The sequence below is a fragment of the Sphingobacteriaceae bacterium GW460-11-11-14-LB5 genome, from assembly GCA_002151545.1.
Classification (GTDB): Bacteria; Bacteroidota; Bacteroidia; order Sphingobacteriales; family Sphingobacteriaceae; genus Pedobacter.
In genome coordinates this window covers 4,086,320-4,104,512 of the sequence record CP021237.1, presented here as the reverse complement: position 1 = coordinate 4,104,512, position 18,193 = coordinate 4,086,320, and the positions used below count along the sequence as shown (strand labels likewise).

Below are 18,193 nucleotides of genomic sequence, written 5' to 3'. Positions count from 1 at the left end.
TTGATATTGAAGCATCAGGTTCTACCTTAAACCTTCCGCCTTCCTACCCTCTACCTTTTTAATATCCAAAAATCTGCTCCAGACTTAATTTAGTTACCGGACCGAATTTTGCTAAATCAGCCATGTTGATTTTCTTTTCGGAAGCCACAATACAGTAACTGTAAGGTTTGCCCGAAAGATTAGTCTGGTGGAATGATTTTACATCATTAAAAGTTAATGGTTTTAAATTCGCATATTCATCAACTCTCGAGTCGTGATCAAAACCTAATTTTTTATCTGCCAAATAGGTATAGATAATTCCATCTTTGGTAATACGGCTGGTTTCCATACCGTTTAATGAATTTGTTTTAGATAGTGCAAATGACTTATCCGACTCAGGTAAAGTGGTTAATAACTCATTCATACCTGCAACTGCTTCGTTCATTTTGTCGGCTTGCGTACCTACATAAGCGATAATGGTATTCTCTTTCTCTTTAGTGTTAGGAGAAGAATATACCGCGAAAGTAGAATAAGCCAGTGCTTTAGATTCGCGAATGGTTTGGAATACCACAGAACCCATACCGCCTCCAAAATAGTTGTTAAATAAGGCAATTTTTGCAGCATTGGCTGGATCGTAAAGGCCGGCATTACGTACCCAACGGATTTCGGCCTGTACCATATCGTAATCGGCAAAGTAAACTTTGTTCGAATCGGTTTTGGTGTACACAAACTTCTTAATTGGCGCAGCATCATTAAATTCTTTTGCCAATGGATGTGCTTTTACAATATCAGCAGAGAAGGCTGTTAAAGTTTTAGGCCCATAGTAAGTAATGGTGTGTTTGTAATTGGTCAGGTTGTGTAAGATGTAGATCAAATCTGCAGATTTCATATTTTTGATCTCATCGTTAGTTAATCCATAATTGAAAGGATTATCTGCGCCATATTGTGCATAACTCATTAAGCCGCCAAGAATTGACGATTTATTCAGTTTTGCGTTATCTCTCGATTTTAACAAACGACCTTTTAAATCTTCCAAGGCTTTTTCGTTTGGTTTGCAGTGAGCCAGTACATCTTCTACCAGGGCTACTGCTTTATCAAAATTTTCTTGTAAACCGCTAATTGAAACGGTAGTTACATCGGTGCCAACATTTATGCTATAGCTACAGGCAATGTTGTAAAATGCTTTACTAATATCCTCAGCCGAATATTTATCGGTACTTAAGAAAGCTAAATATTGAGCAGCATAAGGCAATAACTTATAGTTGTAAGAACCCATATCAAAACGGTAACTCATACGGAAAATTCCGTTTTCGGTGTTTTGAACGGCAATTACATCAGCAATACCTGCTTTACCAAAATTAAGGTCTTTGGTATAATCTAAAAATTTAGGTGCTATAGGTTTTACCGGAGCAGCTATAATATTTTTGGTGAATGGAGAAACCTCATTAACATTAGTTTTTACCGCGGTAATGGCTGGTTTTTCTACTTTAATAATGCTCTTGTCTTCGCCTTTATGTTTTAAGATAGAAACATAATTATTGATGAAAAACTTGTTGGCAAAGTCTACAATTTCCTTTTTGGTTACTTTGGCCATTGCATCGGTTGAGGCCAGGGTTTTATCCCATTCGGTACCGCGATTTTGGATAAAGGCGTTCATGGCGAAATCTGCACGAACATCATTATTGTCGAAGCTTTGAAGTTCGGCCAGTTTAATGTTAGAAACTGTTGCTTTAATCAGGCTTTCGTCGAACTCACCTTTTTTAAGCAATTCTACCTGCTCCAATAATAATTTTTGGGCATCTTCTAAACTTTGTCCGGCTTTAGGTGAGCCTGATAAAATGAAAATTCCGTAATCTTTCATCGAGTTATAACCAGCACTGGCCCTCAACATTTTTTGTTGTTTATTGATGTTGATATCCATTAAACCCGCTTTACCGTTTGCCAAAATGCTACCGATTAAATCTAGTAATAAACTTTGGTGGGTATTTTGGGCGAAACCCCTGTAAGCAACATATAAGTTTTCAGCACTTGGACCGTAAATGTCAACCGTTTGAACCTGTGTTAATGGTTTTTCTGGTGCCGGATTGTAAAGTGAAAATGGTTTTGGAACCATGTAGGCAAAATCTTTGTCGATTTTTTTTATTAAATCATCATAATTAATATCGCCACTCATAATTAAGGCCATATTATTAGGCACATAATATTTGTTGTAATATTTTCTGATTTCGATTAACGACGGATTTTTTAAATGCTCGATCGTACCAATGGTGGTTTGTTGTCCGTAGTTATGTGTTGGAAACAAAGCATACAACATTTTCTCGTACATTTTACGGCCATCGTTGTCCATACCAATGTTTTTCTCTTCATAAACCGCTTCTAACTCGGTATGGAAGATGCGGAAAACAGGGGCACGGAAACGTTCTGCCTGTACAGCCAAAAATTTATCAATGGCATTTGATGGCAGGTCTTCTTCATAAACCGTTTCTTCTACCGAAGTGTGGGCGTTGGTAGAATTACTTCCGATCGATTTCATCATTTTATCGTACTCATTTGCGATAGAATAACTAGAAGCTTCGCCCGAAGTTTTATCAATTTCCTTATAAATCTCTTTACGTTTAGCCGGATCGGTAGTTTTGTTGTAGGTTTCGTAAAGGGCTTCAATCTTATCTAAAAGTGGTTTTTCTTTGGCATAATTCAGCGTTCCGAATTTATCCGTTCCTTTAAACAGAAGGTGCTCTAAGTAATGTGCCAAACCGGTATTGGTACGCGGATCGGTATTACTGCCCGCTCTTACCGCCATTTTGTAGGTAATATTAGGCTCTTTGTTATTTTGAGATAAAATTACTGTCAAACCGTTTTTTAAAGTATAAAAACGTGTTTTGGTCGGATCGTTGGTTACATACTTGTAGGCAAAGCCACCAGATGTTCCTGTTTTCCATTGGTAGGTTGTTTGCGCCTTCGCTAAAGAACCCGTAATTAGAAAACAAGCCAAAGTAAATAGTTTGAATTTCATTGAATTGGTTTTGGTTTATGATCATGAATGCGTACCTGTTGGTTTAAGTGTGATCTCAAATACAGCCTTCATTTTTAATAAGTTATTTATTCAAATATATATGCTTTCTTGCAGGGAATGAAATAATTTTGATTTCAAAACTAAAAATCTAGGAATAAATGATTTTTGCATATAAACCATGCTTTATTGTGCCTTGAATTTATAATCTGTATTTTTACCGGCATGACAAAGCAGGGCACAAAACCAAATATTTTAGTTGTAAATGATGATGGCATTACAGCTACAGGCATTAAAAATTTAATGGAGGTAATGCAGGAGCTGGGCAATGTGGTGGTGGTTGCACCAGATAGCCCGCAAAGCGGAATGGGACATGCCATTACCATAGGTAAACCAATCCGTTTTGATAAGGTTGATCTTTATGCAGGTGTAGAAATGTATAAATGCAGCGGAACCCCGGTTGATTGCGTTAAAATTGCTGTAAATAAAATTTTTAAAGGTAAAAAACCTGATTTGTGCGTGTCGGGTATTAATCACGGACTAAATAACTCGATTAATGTACTCTATTCAGGTACCATGTCGGCCGCAGTAGAAGGCGCCATAGAAAAAATTCCATCTATTGGTTTCTCTTTAGACGATTTTGCAGCCGATGCCGATTTTAGTCATACCAAAAAATACATTAAAAACATTTGTGAGCAGGTTTTAGCCAATGGTTTACCTGAGGGAACCCTTTTAAATGTTAATTTCCCGAAGGGCGATCAGCTGAAAGGCGTTAAGGTTTGCCGCCAGGCTAATGCCAAGTGGATGGAAGAATTTGATGAAAGGACAGATCCTTACAAACGTCCTTACTATTGGTTAACGGGTGTTTTCGAAAATTTCGATAAAGGAGAAGATACCGATGTTTGGGCTTTGGAACACCATTATGTTTCGATCGTTCCGGTTCAGTTTGACTTAACCGCGCATCACGCTATACAAACCTTAAACAGCTGGGATTTTATAGGGAACAAGGATTCGAAGCCTGCTGGTGCTAAAATTTCAGCGCCCGATGGCATTAATTTAGGTTAAGCAATACCCTTATGATTGATCAGTTAAAAAGATTAAATAATTCGGTATGGATGGGTTTGGGCATTGGTTTACTTGTGCCGGCAATATTTTGTTCTATGGCCTGGTATATCATTCACCATGTGGCTTCGCTTGCTAAAGCAGATCTGTTATACATTGGTGGTATTGCTATAAATGCTTATACCATGCAATACTTTTTTAAATACAATAAAGAAAATATCGGCAGAGGTATATTGGCTGCAACGTTTTTGTGCGCTTTTGTATTTTTTGCTTATAAAGTTTTTTAAAGATGGAAAATGGAACATGTAATAAGGATGACGGGGATTTTACCTGCATCTGCCATTGTCCATCTTCCATTTTACCTCATACATCATCCACAACATGAAATACTACCTCGTAGCCGGAGAAGCCTCAGGCGATTTACATGGCGCCAACTTAATGAAAGCCTTAAAAGCGGAGGATGGCGAAGCTGTGTTCAGGTATTTCGGGGGCGATAAAATGGAAGCCGAAGGTGGAATGCTTGTTAAACACTATGCCGATATGGCTTTTATGGGTTTTACCGAGGTGATCTTAAATTTACGAACCATTTTCAGAAATCTTAAGGCCTGTAAGGATGATATTTTAAAATGGAAGCCTAATGTGCTGATCCTGATTGATTTTCCGGGTTTTAATTTAAAAATTGCGGAGTTTGCAAAAGCCAACGGTATAAAAGTATGTTATTATATTTCGCCTAAAGTTTGGGCCTGGAACCAGAAGCGGGTGCTGAAAATCAAAAAGGTGGTCGATCATATGTTCTGTATATTGCCTTTTGAAGTGGATTTCTACCAAGAGTGGGGCATGAAGGTGGATTATGTTGGTAACCCGCTATTAGACGAAATCGCGCAGTTTACACCAGATCCAGATTTTCGTGAAAACCATCAGTTGGGAGATGGAAAAATTATTGCCTTATTACCCGGTAGTCGGAAACAGGAAATTGAGCGTTTACTGCCGGTGATGTTAAGCATTACGGAAAGTTATCCCGATTTTGTATTTGCCATTGCTGCTGCACCAACCTTTACCGAAAGTTACTATCATCAGTTTACAGGAGACAAAAAAGTTCACCTGCTTTTTAACAATACCTATAATTTGTTGCACCATGCCCATGCTGCAATTGTCGCTTCCGGAACGGCTACCTTAGAAACCGCTTTGTTTAAAGTTCCACAGGTGGTGGTTTATAAGGGCGGGACCATTTCAATTGCCATTGCCAGAATGTTAGTAAAAATTAAATTCATTTCGCTCGTTAACCTGATTGTAAACAAGAAAATTGTAACCGAACTTATCCAGGAAGATTGTAACACCCAAAAAGTAAACGGAGAACTTAAAATGATCCTGGAAGGGGCTGGCCGGAACGAGATGTTAAAACATTACGACGAGCTGCTTTTACTGATGGGGAAACCAGGTGCTTCGGCAAAAACGGCCAGGTTAATTACGACGTATTTACACTAAATAATTCGATAGGGTAAAGTGGTTTAATGATGAACTTACTGTTACATGCAGGATATTAATTTTGATACAAAAAGGTGCCTTATCGGCGTCTTTTGTTGTTTTAAGCTTTCCTGTTTACATTGTGACATCCTTTAACAAGCGTTTCTAAAACGATTAACATAAAAAATGTTAAATTGCGTCTTTATAACGGACAAAAATTTAAAAGCTGCAATTTTTATTTAGCTTTGAATCGATTAACTTAAAAGAATCCAACCAAATGAAATCGCTTTCTATCAAAGATATAGCCGTAAAAGCAAATGTATCCATTACCACAGTTTCGTTCATTATTAACGGTAAAGCAAAAGAGAAATCGATAAGCGAAGCAGTAATAGAGAAGGTGGAGAAAATTATCGAAGAAAGCGGTTATAAGCCTAATCAGATTGCCAGAAGTTTAAGAACCGGTAACTCCAATATCATCGGTTTAATTATCGAAGATATTTCCAATTCATTCTTTTCCAGGATTGCCAGGTTAATCGAAGATAAAGCCTATAAAAAAGGCTATAAAATTATTTATTCCAGTACAGAAAACAGTATCGATAAAGCGAAAGAGCTGATCAACATGTTCAAATCGCGAAAAGTTGATGCCTATATCATCTCTCCAATTAAGGGAATAGAAGAAGATATACAAATGCTGCTGGACGATGGAAATCCGGTAATACTCTTCGACAGGAATTTGCAGGATATTAATACCAGTTATGTTGGAGCAGATCATTTTAATGCCTCATATCAATCCATCCAGAGTTTTATCGATCAGGGTAAAAAGAACATCGCCCTGGTTACCACTGATATCAATGTGCAACAAATTATAGAGCGATACGATGGTTATAAAAAAGCCTTGGAAGATAATGGAATCAAATATGACGACAAGCTGGTTTTAAAGATCCATTTTAATCAGGAAGAAAGCGAAACCATTGCGCAGATTCAAGAGTTACTTCAGCAAAAACAAATAGATGCCGTGCTTTTTGCGACCAATTATCTGGCCATTAGCGGCTTAAAGGCGCTTAAACAAATCAATAAAAAAGTAGGGGATGATTTCGGAGTGATTGCATATGATGATCATGAAGCATTCGAACTGCATACCCCACGTATTTCGGCTATCCAGCAACCCCTGGAGGAAATAGCCGAAACCATCATCAAACTCATTTTAAGCCGGCTTTCTTCAAAAGGTAAACTGCCTGCAGAAGAGGTCATTATCCCCGCCCGCTTAGTCATTAGAGACTAAAAAAAATTGACCTTCGTTCAATTGTAATATTTTTTTTACTTACTAAAACGTTTTATTATAATTTAAAATACCTATAATTGATTTGCTAAAACGTTTTAGCATAACCAAGTCGTTTTTATGAGAATTACAGCATCCCCTTCTGAAATTTAACAGCTCCATGAGACTGCAGAGATAGACTTGATGCTTGAAGTTCGTTTCTGCTATTGCCAATCAAAATTTTAAATCAATAAAGCACTCGAAAATGTCAGGCAAGTAATCCAGTCTGGTCATTTCCATCACAGATAAAATATTACCAGGAAAACAAATAACTAATCATTTATAATTTAACAAAACCGTTAATGAAAATTAATTTACTTAAAATTACGGGGCTGTCTGCTGCAATTGTGTTGCTAAATAGCCCGGCATTTTCAATGAATCCGGAGTGGGAAGGTACAGGGGGAGGCTTGTATGCAAATTCATTTACCGGGTACGTCCAGACGCAAAAAAATGTGGCAGGAACCGTTGTCGATGAAAATGGCCAGCCAGTACCGGGTGTTGGTATTAAGAATATAACTTCGGGCAAAGGCGCTGTAACAGATGTTGCCGGCAAGTTTACTATCGAAGCCAGTACAGGTGATGTGATCAGGATCAGCTATGTAGGCTATTTAACGCAAAACATTACCATAACAAATCAAAACACATTAAACATTAAATTAGTGGTATCTGCTGATACTAAATTGGATGATGTGGTAGTAGTAGGTTATGGCAGCCGTAGTCAAAGAGAGTTAACATCTGCTATCACTAAAGTAGACACCAGCCAATTCAGGCAAAGTGGTGCTAGAAACGCGCTGGATTTATTACAAGGTAAAGTAGCTGGTTTACAAATTACCAGAAGTAGCTCTAACCCCAACACCGGCGTAGCTATTCAGCTTCGTGGTGTTACTTCAATTTCAGGTACAGCGAGCCCGCTTATTGTAATTGATGGAATTCCAGGTGGTAATTTAGATTTATTACAACAAGATGATATCGAATCTTTCACTGTATTAAAAGACGGTTCTGCGGCAGCAATTTACGGTACCAGGGCCAATGCGGGTGTTATTTTGGTTACCACTAAAAAAGGCCGTAAAGGAGCTGCTCAATTCAGTTACAATGGTTACGCAAAACACGAAACATTGTACGAGCGTCCTGATTTCATGAATGCAACTCAATTCAGAGAAAAAATTGCAGCTGGACAATATACAGCTAAAGATTATGGCGGCGACTTTAATTATTTCGACGATCTTATTAATAAAGATAATTTAACGAACTATCAGAATTTATCGGTTTCTGGTGGTAGCGATAAATCAAACTATCGTGGATCATTTACATATAATAAGTTAGATGGTTTTGCAAGAGAAAACAGCAGAGAACAATATCAATTTAGAATGAGCTTAACACAAAAGGGCTTTAAAGATAAAGTTACTGCCATGTTTAATGTTGCTTCGAACATCAATAGGGCCAATTTATTAGGTGGGGGTGGCTGGGAAGCTGTTTTAACCAAAAATCCTACTGAATCGTATTATAATCCTAATGGTTCTTATTTATTTACCAGAAATATTACCAATGAGATTGCTCGTTTAGCACAAGAGACAAGTAAAAGAAATCAGCAAACTTATTCTGTTGATGGTAAAATAGACATAGACATTATGAAAGATCTGAAAGCATCAGCATTTGTTGCTTATCAGAGAAATCAGTTTGTTGATAATCAATATCGTTTACTTGGAAGTCAAAATTCTGTAGAAAATGGTGATGCACCAGGTGGTGGTTATGCTTATAAAGGGACTGAATTAAACGAAAACTTTAACTTTGAGCCAACAATTGAGTACAGTAAAACGATTAAAGATAAACATCGTTTAACTGGTATGATTGGTTATTCTTACCGTTATGAAGTAAACGAATCTTTCAGCGCAAACAACCGCGGCTATACAAACGATATTTTCGAGGAAAACAACTTGGGAAGTGTGCCGGTTGCAGTCAATAGAATCGGTATTGCCAGTAATAAAAACGATAACACTTTAATAGCTTTATTTGGTCGTGTGCACTATACTTTCGATGGTAAAGTTAACTTCGAGGCTGTATTAAGAAGAGAAGGATCATCAAAATTTGGAGCGAACAATAAGTGGGCAAGTTTCCCAGCAGTTTCTGCATCATGGGAAATTACCCGCGAGAAATTTATGGAAAATGCCAAATGGCTTAATTTCTTAAAAATTAGAGCAGGATACGGCGAAACTGGTAACTCTGGCTTTGCAAACTATGCATCTTTAGTAACCTTAAGTACAGGTAATCTCTATCCTTTTCCTGGAGGCCAGTGGCTACAAACTTATGGCCCATCACGTAATCCAAATCCAAATTTAAGATGGGAACGTAAAAAGGAATATAACTTAGGTTTGGACTTTGCCATGTTCAACAACAAATTGAGTGGCTCGGTAGATGTTTTCAAACGTGATATTGAAGATTTACTTTATACTTATACTTCTCCACAACCTCCTTATGTTGCAAGTACTATTTACACTAACGTAGGTACAATTTCTGCAAAAGGTATTGAATTAACGTTGAGTTATGCCGCAATAAAGAATAAAGATTTTTCATGGAATGTTGATTTTGCAGGAAGCACAATTGATAACAAGCTGGTAACTTTTTCAAATGACGAATTCAGAAGAGATATGGAACAATTTGGAGGTATCGGTGGCGCAGGCGATCTCGGTAACGCGTTCCGTACATACGAAGGTCGTAACATTGGCGAATTCTGGGGTAAACGTTTTAACAGCTTCACACCAGATGGTAAATGGTTATTTACTAATCGTGCTGGTCAAGCGGTGCCAAATGCACAAATTAATACGTCTCCTTTCCGTGATCAAACCGATTTGCAGGTTATTGGAAATGCAATTCCTAAATATTACTTGTCACTAGGAAATACTTTTACCTACAAGCAATTTGATTTGAGAATTTTCTTAAGAAGTAAATTAGACTTTGATGTATTAAATACTGTTGCTTTATCTTATGGAAACAAATTCGGAACACAGGGTAACTTATTAAACAGTGCCTTTACTAAATATGCGGAAATCAACGATACGTATATGTATTCTGATTATTATCTGGAAAACGGAAGCTTCTTAAAAGTTGATGAGGTAACTTTAGGTTATACATTCAAATTTAAAGATAAGGCAATCAGAAGCTTACGCTTATATGCCGTTGGTCAAAACCTGGCATTATTAACGGGTTATACAGGTAACGATCCTGATTTGATTCAAGACACGGGCTTGGGGCAAGAAATTAATGGACGCAGTTTAGGTATTGATACCAGAAGTCCTTATCCAACAACCAGAAGTTTTGTGTTCGGTGTTAATTTTGGATTTTAATAATAAGAAAAATGAAAACATATAAAAAAATTATTCTGTCTGTACTCTTAGTTTCACCTGTATTATTTAATGCATGTACTAACTTAGACGAGAAGATATATAGTCAGCTAATCACTGATAATTATTACAATAACAAAAACGAAGTTTTATCTGCGGTATTAAGACCATATACTCATGCAAATGCTTGGGCAACACCATCAGGTCAAGATGGATGGTGGAGACCATCAGAACTTTCTGGCGATCAGTTGGCATGGCCAACAAAAGGAAGACATGGAGAAGATGGTGGTAAATGGAAACGGTTACACTACCATACCTGGTTAAGTGATGACGGGCCATTGAATAACGCTTGGTCTTTAATGTACGGAGGTATTGGATACTGTAACGATCCAATCGAAAACTTAGAAAAGCGTAACTTAGAGCAAATGGGCATAACCCAAATAGAAAAAGACGGTTATATTGCTGAATTAAAGCTTTTAAGAGCATATCACTATCTAAAATTGATGGATCTTTTTGGAAACATTCCGATAGTAACCAAAGTGGGTACTCCTGCAAAACCAGAGACTAGACCGCGTGCTGAAGTTTTTGCTTTTATCGAAAAAGAAATCAAAGATAATATTGATAAGGCACCAAACTTATCAAGAAATATGATTGGCCGAATGACTAAAGCTGGTGGTTATGCTATGTTAGTTGAACTTTACCTAAATGCTGAAATTTGGACAGGAACTGCTCGTTGGGATGATTGTATAGCTGCTGCTGATAAATTAATTAACAATGAAGCTGGTGGACAAAATGGAAATATGGCACTTGATGCAAATATTACCGACCAATTTAAAAGCACAAATGATTTGTCTAAAGAAGTGATTTTTGCTATTGCTTATGAATTTAGAATAGCTAATTCACAGCCATCATGGACAGGTGAATTCTTCCATTTCCAACAAGACAGAATCTATGGTGGTTCTAGAAATGGAAATAATGGAGTGGTAATGGTTCCAGGTAACTACACAAAGTATAATACTGATGATTTGAGAAAAACAACTTGGTTATTACAAGGCCCTCAAGTTAGATTTGACAATGGGCAGCAAGCACTTGCTTCTGGTGGTAATGAGTACGATGGTCAACAAATTAATTTTGTTGATGAAATTCGTCGTGCCAAAGTAGGCTCTACAGTTTCTAACATGAGTGAAGGAGAAGAAAACAGTGGTGTTCGTTTTAATAAATATAAATTAGGAAACAACGTTGCTGGTACAGTAGGTGGCTTGCCTGTTGCAATTGATCTTAACTATAATTGTACAGACTGGAATCTATATCGCTTAACTTGGGTTTATTTTGCAAAAGCCGAAGCATTAATGCGTAAAAATAGTGGTACAGCAAATGCTCAAGCAGTTCAGTTGGTTAACGATTGCAAAAAACGTGCATTTACGTCTGCAACCTGGCCTGCAAATGAATACACAACTGCAACTTTAACACTTGATGAGTTATTGAACGAGAGAGGTAGAGAATTTGTTTTTGAAGGTTTCCGCCGAGATGATTTAATTCGTTTTGGTAAGTTTACTACCGGAAGCTGGTGGGATCATGCACCTTCTGCAACATTTAGGAACTTGTTTCCAATTCCACAAGTTCAACGAACACTTAATGAAAACTTAGCACAAAATCCCGGTTATAATTAATTAGGTAAACATAAAAAGCCGTATCATAATAATTGTGATACGGCTTTTTTGCTCAATAATACAACTATAATTATATGAATTAAACTGATGATAGTTCTAATTTATATCCCCAATTTTTAATTAAAGGAGTTCTTGATCTTTTTTTATTTATTGAAAGTAGTTGTTTTTTATCCATTTTTAAATCAACTCTTTGTAACCTATATGTTACGATTTGGGGAGATGAAAAATGTATATTTTTTTACTAATATTGATACTAGTAAAACGTTTTACTTTGTTCAGCCTTTTACAAACAAAAATCCAATTTAAACCAGCATTATCTTTCGCAGCTTATTCAGCCCTGGCATAAGGTATTTGGCAGATAAATTGGTAAAACGTTTTATCAACTACAATGAAACCAAATATTAATTTATGAGAAAACTTTCCTTAGCAGCACTTTGTCTTTTTTTTAATTTAATTGTAAAAGCTCAAGATAAAGCACCCGCTTATCCATTAATTACACATGATGCTTATTTCAGTATTTGGTCTTTTGGCGATGGGCTTAACCAATCGGTAACTAAACATTGGACAGGCAAAGAGCAATCGTTACTGGGTGTTATTAAAGTAGACGGGAAGTTTTACCGGTTTTTAGGCGAAGAAAGCAAAACCTTTACAGAAATACTCCCAGCTGCTGATGTTTTAAAATATCAGGCCAGTTACAATTTCGATAAACCTGAAGCAGGTTGGGAAAATAATAGTTACAACGATAACGCTTGGAAAAAAGCCGATGCCCCTTTTGGCGATGATCATTCTGCCAAAACTAAATGGAATAGCGATGACCTGTATTTCAGAAGAACCTTCGATATCACCCATGTATCGGCCACAAAAAAATACCTTAAACTCAATCACGATGACAATGTAATTGTTTATTTAAATGGTAAAGTCATTTACAAAAAAAATGGATGGGTTTCTGATTATATATACTTACCCATTGAAGATGGTATCTTAAAAACAGGGAAAAATGTATTGGCCATCCATTGCAAAAATACTGCTGGTGGCAGGCATTTAGATGCCGGGATTGTAGAAGAAGATATAGATCTTGTTAAAATTCCGCCCGCAACCCAAACCAATGTGTCCATCGAGACTACTACGACCAAATATACTTTTAGCTGTGGCAGTGTAGAACTTCAGGTAAGTTTCACCTCTCCGCTATTACTCAACGATATTAAATTAACCGCAAGGCCAATCAGTTATATCAATTATACCGTAAAATCTACTGATACCAGGGCGCACAGTGTAGATCTTTTCTTTGGGGCATCATCAAGCCTGGCAGTAAATACACCAAACCAAAGTGTATCGGCCTGGAAGAGTACGAAAAACAACCTCTCTATCTTAAAAACAGGGACAGTAGAGCAGTCGGTGTTAAAGAAAAGGGGAGATGATCTGCGTATCGATTGGGGTTATTTATACGTGGCCGTTCCTGCCAGGTTTAATGCGACTCAGTTTATAGCTACGCAGAACGAAAGCTTAAAAAGTTTTGTTGGTTCCAAATATCCAACACCAACACAGGTTTTAAATTCGAAAAACCTAAACCTAAGCAGTATCATTCCTTTTGGTTCGGTTTCTTCAACCCCGGTAGATAAATATATGATGTTGGGTTATGATGACCTAAAATCGGTTGAATATTTTGGCGAAAAGCTGCAACCCGTTTGGAGGCTTTCGGGTAGTCAGCAGTTTGAAGATCAACTGGCAGAGGCCAATGCCCAATATCCTTCGTTAAAAACCAGCTGTGCCACTTTTGATGCCAAACTATATGCCGACGCAGAAAATGCTGGAGGAAAAGAATATGCTGATATGTGTAAACTGGCTTATAGACAAGCTATCGCGGCGCACAAAATCGTGTATGCCCCAAATGGTGATATCCTGTTCTTATCGAAAGAAAATTTTAGCAATGGCTCAATCAATACAGTGGATGTAACTTATCCTTCAGCACCACAATTTTTAGTTTACAATCCCGAATTGTTAAAAGGCATGTTAAATGGTATTTTCTACTATTCAGAAAGTGGAAAATGGAAGAAACCTTTCGCTGCACACGATTTAGGTACTTATCCTTTAGCAAACGGCCAAACCTATGGCGAAGACATGCCTGTAGAAGAGGCTGGCAATATGATCATCTTAACCGCGGCCATTGCCAGGGCAGAAGGAAATGCAAAATATGCCGCGAAACATTGGGAAGTAATGTCGGTATGGGCAAACTACCTGCTAAGAGAAGGTTTCGATCCGGCCAATCAATTGTGTACCGACGATTTTGCCGGACATTTAGCCAGAAATTCGAATTTATCGGTCAAAGCTATCGTAGCTTTAGGTGCATATGCGCAAATGGCGCAATCGTTAGGCAAGGCCGATGTGGCTACAAAATACCGCACAGCTGCTTTACAAATGGTCCAAAACTGGATGAAACTTGCTGATGATGGCGATCATTATGCCCTAACTTTTAACAATAAAAATACCTGGAGCCAGAAATATAATTTGGTTTGGGATAAACTTTTAAAACTCGATCTGTTTCCGAAAGCGCTTTATAAAAAGGAGATTAATTTTTATTTAACCAAACAAAAAGATTTCGGATTACCATTGGATAGCCGCAGAACCTATACCAAGTCTGACTGGATTATGTGGACCGCTACTTTGGCCGATAATGATGCAGATTTTCAAAAATTTATAACTCCGATTTATCGTTTTGCTACTGAAACAGAAAGTAAAGTGCCACTGAGCGACTGGCATGAAACCACCAATGGGAAAATGACTGGCTTTCAGGCGAGAAGTGTTGTTGGCGGTTATTTCATCAAAATGTTAGCCGATAAATGGAATATTAAATAATCATATAAATCAGCATTTGCAGGCCTGTAACTGCGCCAACAAATGCCGGTTTTTTATAATATACAGTCTGGTTTTGGTTATATCAGCTGGAAAGAATAAACACAAACAAATGAAACTTAAATTAATCGCATCCGTTTTATGCTGCCTGGTTACCCAAAACTTACGGGCGCAGCAGAAAGATTGGGTTCACTACGTTAACACCCTTCAGGGCACAAATTCCAAACACGAACTCACCCGAGGGAATACTTACCCAACAACTGCGCTGCCATTTGGCATGCACACCTGGACACCCCAAACGGGTAGAAACGGTGATGGCTGGAAATATCAATACTTTAAAGACAAAATCAGGGGCTTTCAGCAAGCGCACCAATGCAGTTCGTGGACGAGAGATTATGCGGTATTTTCTTTAATGCCGATGGTTGACGAACTGATTGTAAATGAAGATAAACGCGAGGCTAAATTTAGCCATCAGGATGAGATTGCTAAACCAAACTATTATAAAGTAACATTCGAAAATGATATCACCACCGAGATTTCACCATCAGAACGTGGCGCGCACCTCAGGTTCAGTTATCCAAAAGGCAAAAGGAGCTTTTTAATTTTAGACGGGTATAATAGGTTAAGTGGGGTACAGATCTATCCTAAAGAAAATAAAATCACTGGCTGGGTAAACAATGGCGAAGGTTTTAAAAGAGGTTGGAAAAGTTATTTCGTAATCCGGTTCGATCAACCGATTAAATCTTACGGCACCTGGGAGAACAAAGGTAATACCATTACAAAAGATTCCATTTCAGCTGAAGGATTGGGTAAAGGTGCATTTGTACAGTTCGAATCTGGTGCAAAAGTGCAGGTGAAAACCGCTTCATCTTATATCAGTTTACAACAGGCCGAACTGAATTTAAAAAGAGAACTCGGCAATGATCAGACTTTAGAAGATACTAAAGCCAATGCTGCTGCGGTATGGAATAAATCGCTTGGTAAGATAGAAGTAGAAGGCGGATCGAAAGCAGATATAGAAACTTTTTATTCTTGCTTTTTTAGGGCAAGCCTGTTCTCCAGAAAGTTTTATGAAATAAATGAAGCCGGAAAACCATATTATTTTAGTCCGTATGATGGTAAAGTTCATGATGGGTATATGTTTACTGATACAGGTTTCTGGGATACTTTCCGGGCGCAATTTCCACTAAACACACTGGTGCAGCCAGAAATGCACGGTCGTTATATGCAAGCCATGCTCGATGCTTATGAGCAATGTGGCTGGTTGCCGTCCTGGTCTTTCCCGAGCGAAGCAGGAAGCATGATTGGTAACCATGCCATTTCGTTGCTAACTGATGCCTGGGCAAAAGGAATCAGAACATTCGATCCGAAAAAGGCGCTGGACGCTTATTATCATGAGGCGATGAACAAAGGACCCTGGGGGCCGGCAAATGGTAGGGATGGCGTAACCGAGTACAATCAATTGGGTTATGTTCCCTATCCAAAATACAGGGAAGCTACTGCTAAAACATTAGAATATGCTTATGATGATTTTTGCGCTTACTATTTGGCTAAAATGATCGGCGATAAACATTATATGGAGGTTTTTGAGAAACCGATGTTCAATTATAAAAATGTTTACGATGCTTCTACACGTTTTATGAGAGGGAGGAACGCCGCAGGAAAATGGTCGCCAAATTTCGACCCAACCGAGTGGGGTGGCCCCTTTACCGAAGGAAATGCATGGCACTGGCAATGGTCGGTTTTTCAAGATACCAGGGGTTTAATTAATTTGATGGGAGGGAACAACAATTTCATCGCCAAACTCGATTCTGTTTTTAGTGAACCCAATAAAGTAAATGTAGGTTCGTATGGTGGCATGATTCACGAAATGACCGAAATGGTAATGGCCAACATGGGGCAATATGCACATGGAAATCAACCCATACAACATATGGTTTATTTATATAATTATGCCAACCAACCCTGGAAAGCACAGTTTTATGCCCGGGAGGTGATGCATAAACTGTACGATGCGACAGAAAATGGTTATCCGGGAGATGAAGACCAGGGACAAACCTCTTCGTGGTATGTGTTAAGTGCATTAGGGTTTTATAGCGTAACACCAGGAACAGGGGAGTACGTTTTAGGAAGCCCCATGTTTAAAAAAACGACCATTAATTTAGAAAATGGCAAAAAATTCGTCATAGAGGCGCCTGCCAATAATGTTGCCAATGTTTATATCAAATCGGCAAGCTTAAATGGTAAAAATTATACCAAAAATTTTATAAACCATAGCGATTTATTAAGAGGTGGGGTGTTAAAATTAGAGATGAATGTTAAACCTTCGTTAAATAGAGGGTTATTAGAAGAAGATAAGCCATTTTCAATCAGTAAATAAAGATTGAATTGCTACTTTTGGCGAATTAATTCAGATTAATAAAGAATAGATAACAGAAATATATATAGAATGGAAAAGCCTGTTGCATTAGGTGTAGATATTGGTGGCTCGCATATTACGGCCGCATTGGTGGATTTAGAAACAAGAACTTTGGTGAAAGATTCTATCAAACGTAGCCCTGTGAATTCGCAGGAGAGTAAGGAAGTGATTTTATCGGCATGGTGCGATATCATCAATAAGGCTTTTAAAAATATTAAAAATGGTGCCCGGAACGTTGGGATTGCCATGCCAGGTCCTTTTAATTATAGCGAAGGTATTTCATTAATTAAAGATCAGGAAAAGTTTAAATCACTTTACCAGATCAATGTAAAAGAAGAATTGTCTGAAAGATTGGATATCCCGGCAGAAAATATTCACTTTATAAATGATGCCGCAGGTTTTTTACAAGGTGAGGTTTTTGCCGGCGCTGCCAAAGGAAATGCCAGTGTGTTGGGCCTCACGCTTGGTACCGGGCTTGGTTCATCGCTTTGCCTCAATTATAAAGCCTTTGATGCTGACCTCTGGAACTCCGAATTTTTAGACGGAATTGCTGAAGATTACTTGTCTACGCGCTGGTTCGTAAAACGTTTTAACCAACTTAGCGGAAAAGTAGTTGCAGGCGTTAAAGAGCTGGTAGAAATTGTAGATACCGATCATCATGCAACCATGGTTTTTATGGAATTCGGTTATAACCTGGCGCAGTTTTTAATCCCGGTTATTAAGCAGCATAAAATTGATACGGTGATAGTTGGCGGTAATATTGCGCAATCGTTTAGTGCTTTTGCACCTGAATTAATTGCAACACTTAAAGGTAATGGGGTTGAAACAGAAATTAAAATCTCAGAACTGAAAGAACATGCTGCATTAATTGGTGCGGCTAGCTGTTGTGATTTAAGTTTGACCTAAAATTAGGCTTTAACAGCCCTAATCTCATTGTTTGGAATGGATTATTTAAGAAAAAACTGCAGAACTGTAATTTAATCAATTAATTCTGCAGTTTTTTGCTCCTTAACACAAGGCGACACTATTTTATGTCTCCTTTTTTGTGTGTATCTCATTTGTTTTTAGTGTAATTAGCTTTAT

General features: G+C 37.9%; 10 protein-coding genes. 9 read left to right on the top strand and 1 reads right to left on the bottom strand.

Features of this window, described 5'->3' with window-relative positions; all coding sequences use genetic code 11:
- Window positions 1-58: 58 nt before the first annotated feature.
- The gene (locus CA265_16315; protein ID ARS41134.1) at window positions 59-2,992 is read right to left on the bottom strand and encodes a peptidase M16; all 2,934 of its coding nucleotides are present in this window, start codon (window positions 2,990-2,992) and stop codon (window positions 59-61) included.
- Window positions 2,993-3,214: 222 nt separating this feature from the next.
- Between CA265_16315 and CA265_16310 the strand changes: the two genes are divergently transcribed.
- The 9 genes from CA265_16310 (at window position 3,215) to CA265_16270 (ending at window position 18,016) form a co-directional block, all read left to right on the top strand.
- Window positions 3,215-4,054: a 5'/3'-nucleotidase SurE gene (locus CA265_16310; protein ARS41133.1), complete on the top strand. Its 840-nt coding sequence runs from the start codon at window positions 3,215-3,217 to the stop codon at window positions 4,052-4,054.
- A gap of 11 nt (window positions 4,055-4,065) precedes the next feature.
- On the top strand, window positions 4,066-4,338 hold the full coding sequence (locus CA265_16305) for a stationary phase survival protein SurE (GenBank protein ARS41132.1): 273 nt from the start codon (window positions 4,066-4,068) through the stop codon (window positions 4,336-4,338).
- A 94-nt stretch (window positions 4,339-4,432) separates the two neighbouring features.
- Entirely contained in the window at window positions 4,433-5,536 is a 1,104-nt protein-coding gene (locus CA265_16300; GenBank protein ARS41131.1) for a lipid-A-disaccharide synthase, read from the top strand.
- A gap of 256 nt (window positions 5,537-5,792) precedes the next feature.
- A complete protein-coding gene (locus tag CA265_16295; protein ID ARS41130.1) occupies window positions 5,793-6,797 on the top strand; it encodes a LacI family transcriptional regulator in 1,005 nt (334 codons plus the stop codon).
- Between the two features lie 338 nt (window positions 6,798-7,135).
- Window positions 7,136-10,174 carry a SusC/RagA family TonB-linked outer membrane protein gene (locus CA265_16290; protein ID ARS41129.1) on the top strand — a complete coding sequence of 1,013 codons (3,039 nt, stop codon included), beginning with the start codon at window positions 7,136-7,138 and terminating at the stop codon, window positions 10,172-10,174.
- 11 nt (window positions 10,175-10,185) lie between these two features.
- Window positions 10,186-11,841, top strand: a complete 1,656-nt coding sequence (locus CA265_16285; protein ARS41128.1) for a RagB/SusD family nutrient uptake outer membrane protein — start codon at window positions 10,186-10,188, stop codon at window positions 11,839-11,841.
- A gap of 408 nt (window positions 11,842-12,249) precedes the next feature.
- The gene (locus CA265_16280) at window positions 12,250-14,694 is read left to right on the top strand and encodes a glutaminase (GenBank protein ARS41127.1); all 2,445 of its coding nucleotides are present in this window, start codon (window positions 12,250-12,252) and stop codon (window positions 14,692-14,694) included.
- A gap of 109 nt (window positions 14,695-14,803) precedes the next feature.
- Window positions 14,804-17,071 carry an alpha-mannosidase gene (locus CA265_16275; protein ARS41126.1) on the top strand — a complete coding sequence of 756 codons (2,268 nt, stop codon included), beginning with the start codon at window positions 14,804-14,806 and terminating at the stop codon, window positions 17,069-17,071.
- A gap of 69 nt (window positions 17,072-17,140) precedes the next feature.
- A complete protein-coding gene (locus tag CA265_16270; protein ID ARS41125.1) occupies window positions 17,141-18,016 on the top strand; it encodes a hypothetical protein in 876 nt (291 codons plus the stop codon).
- Window positions 18,017-18,193 lie beyond the last annotated feature (177 nt).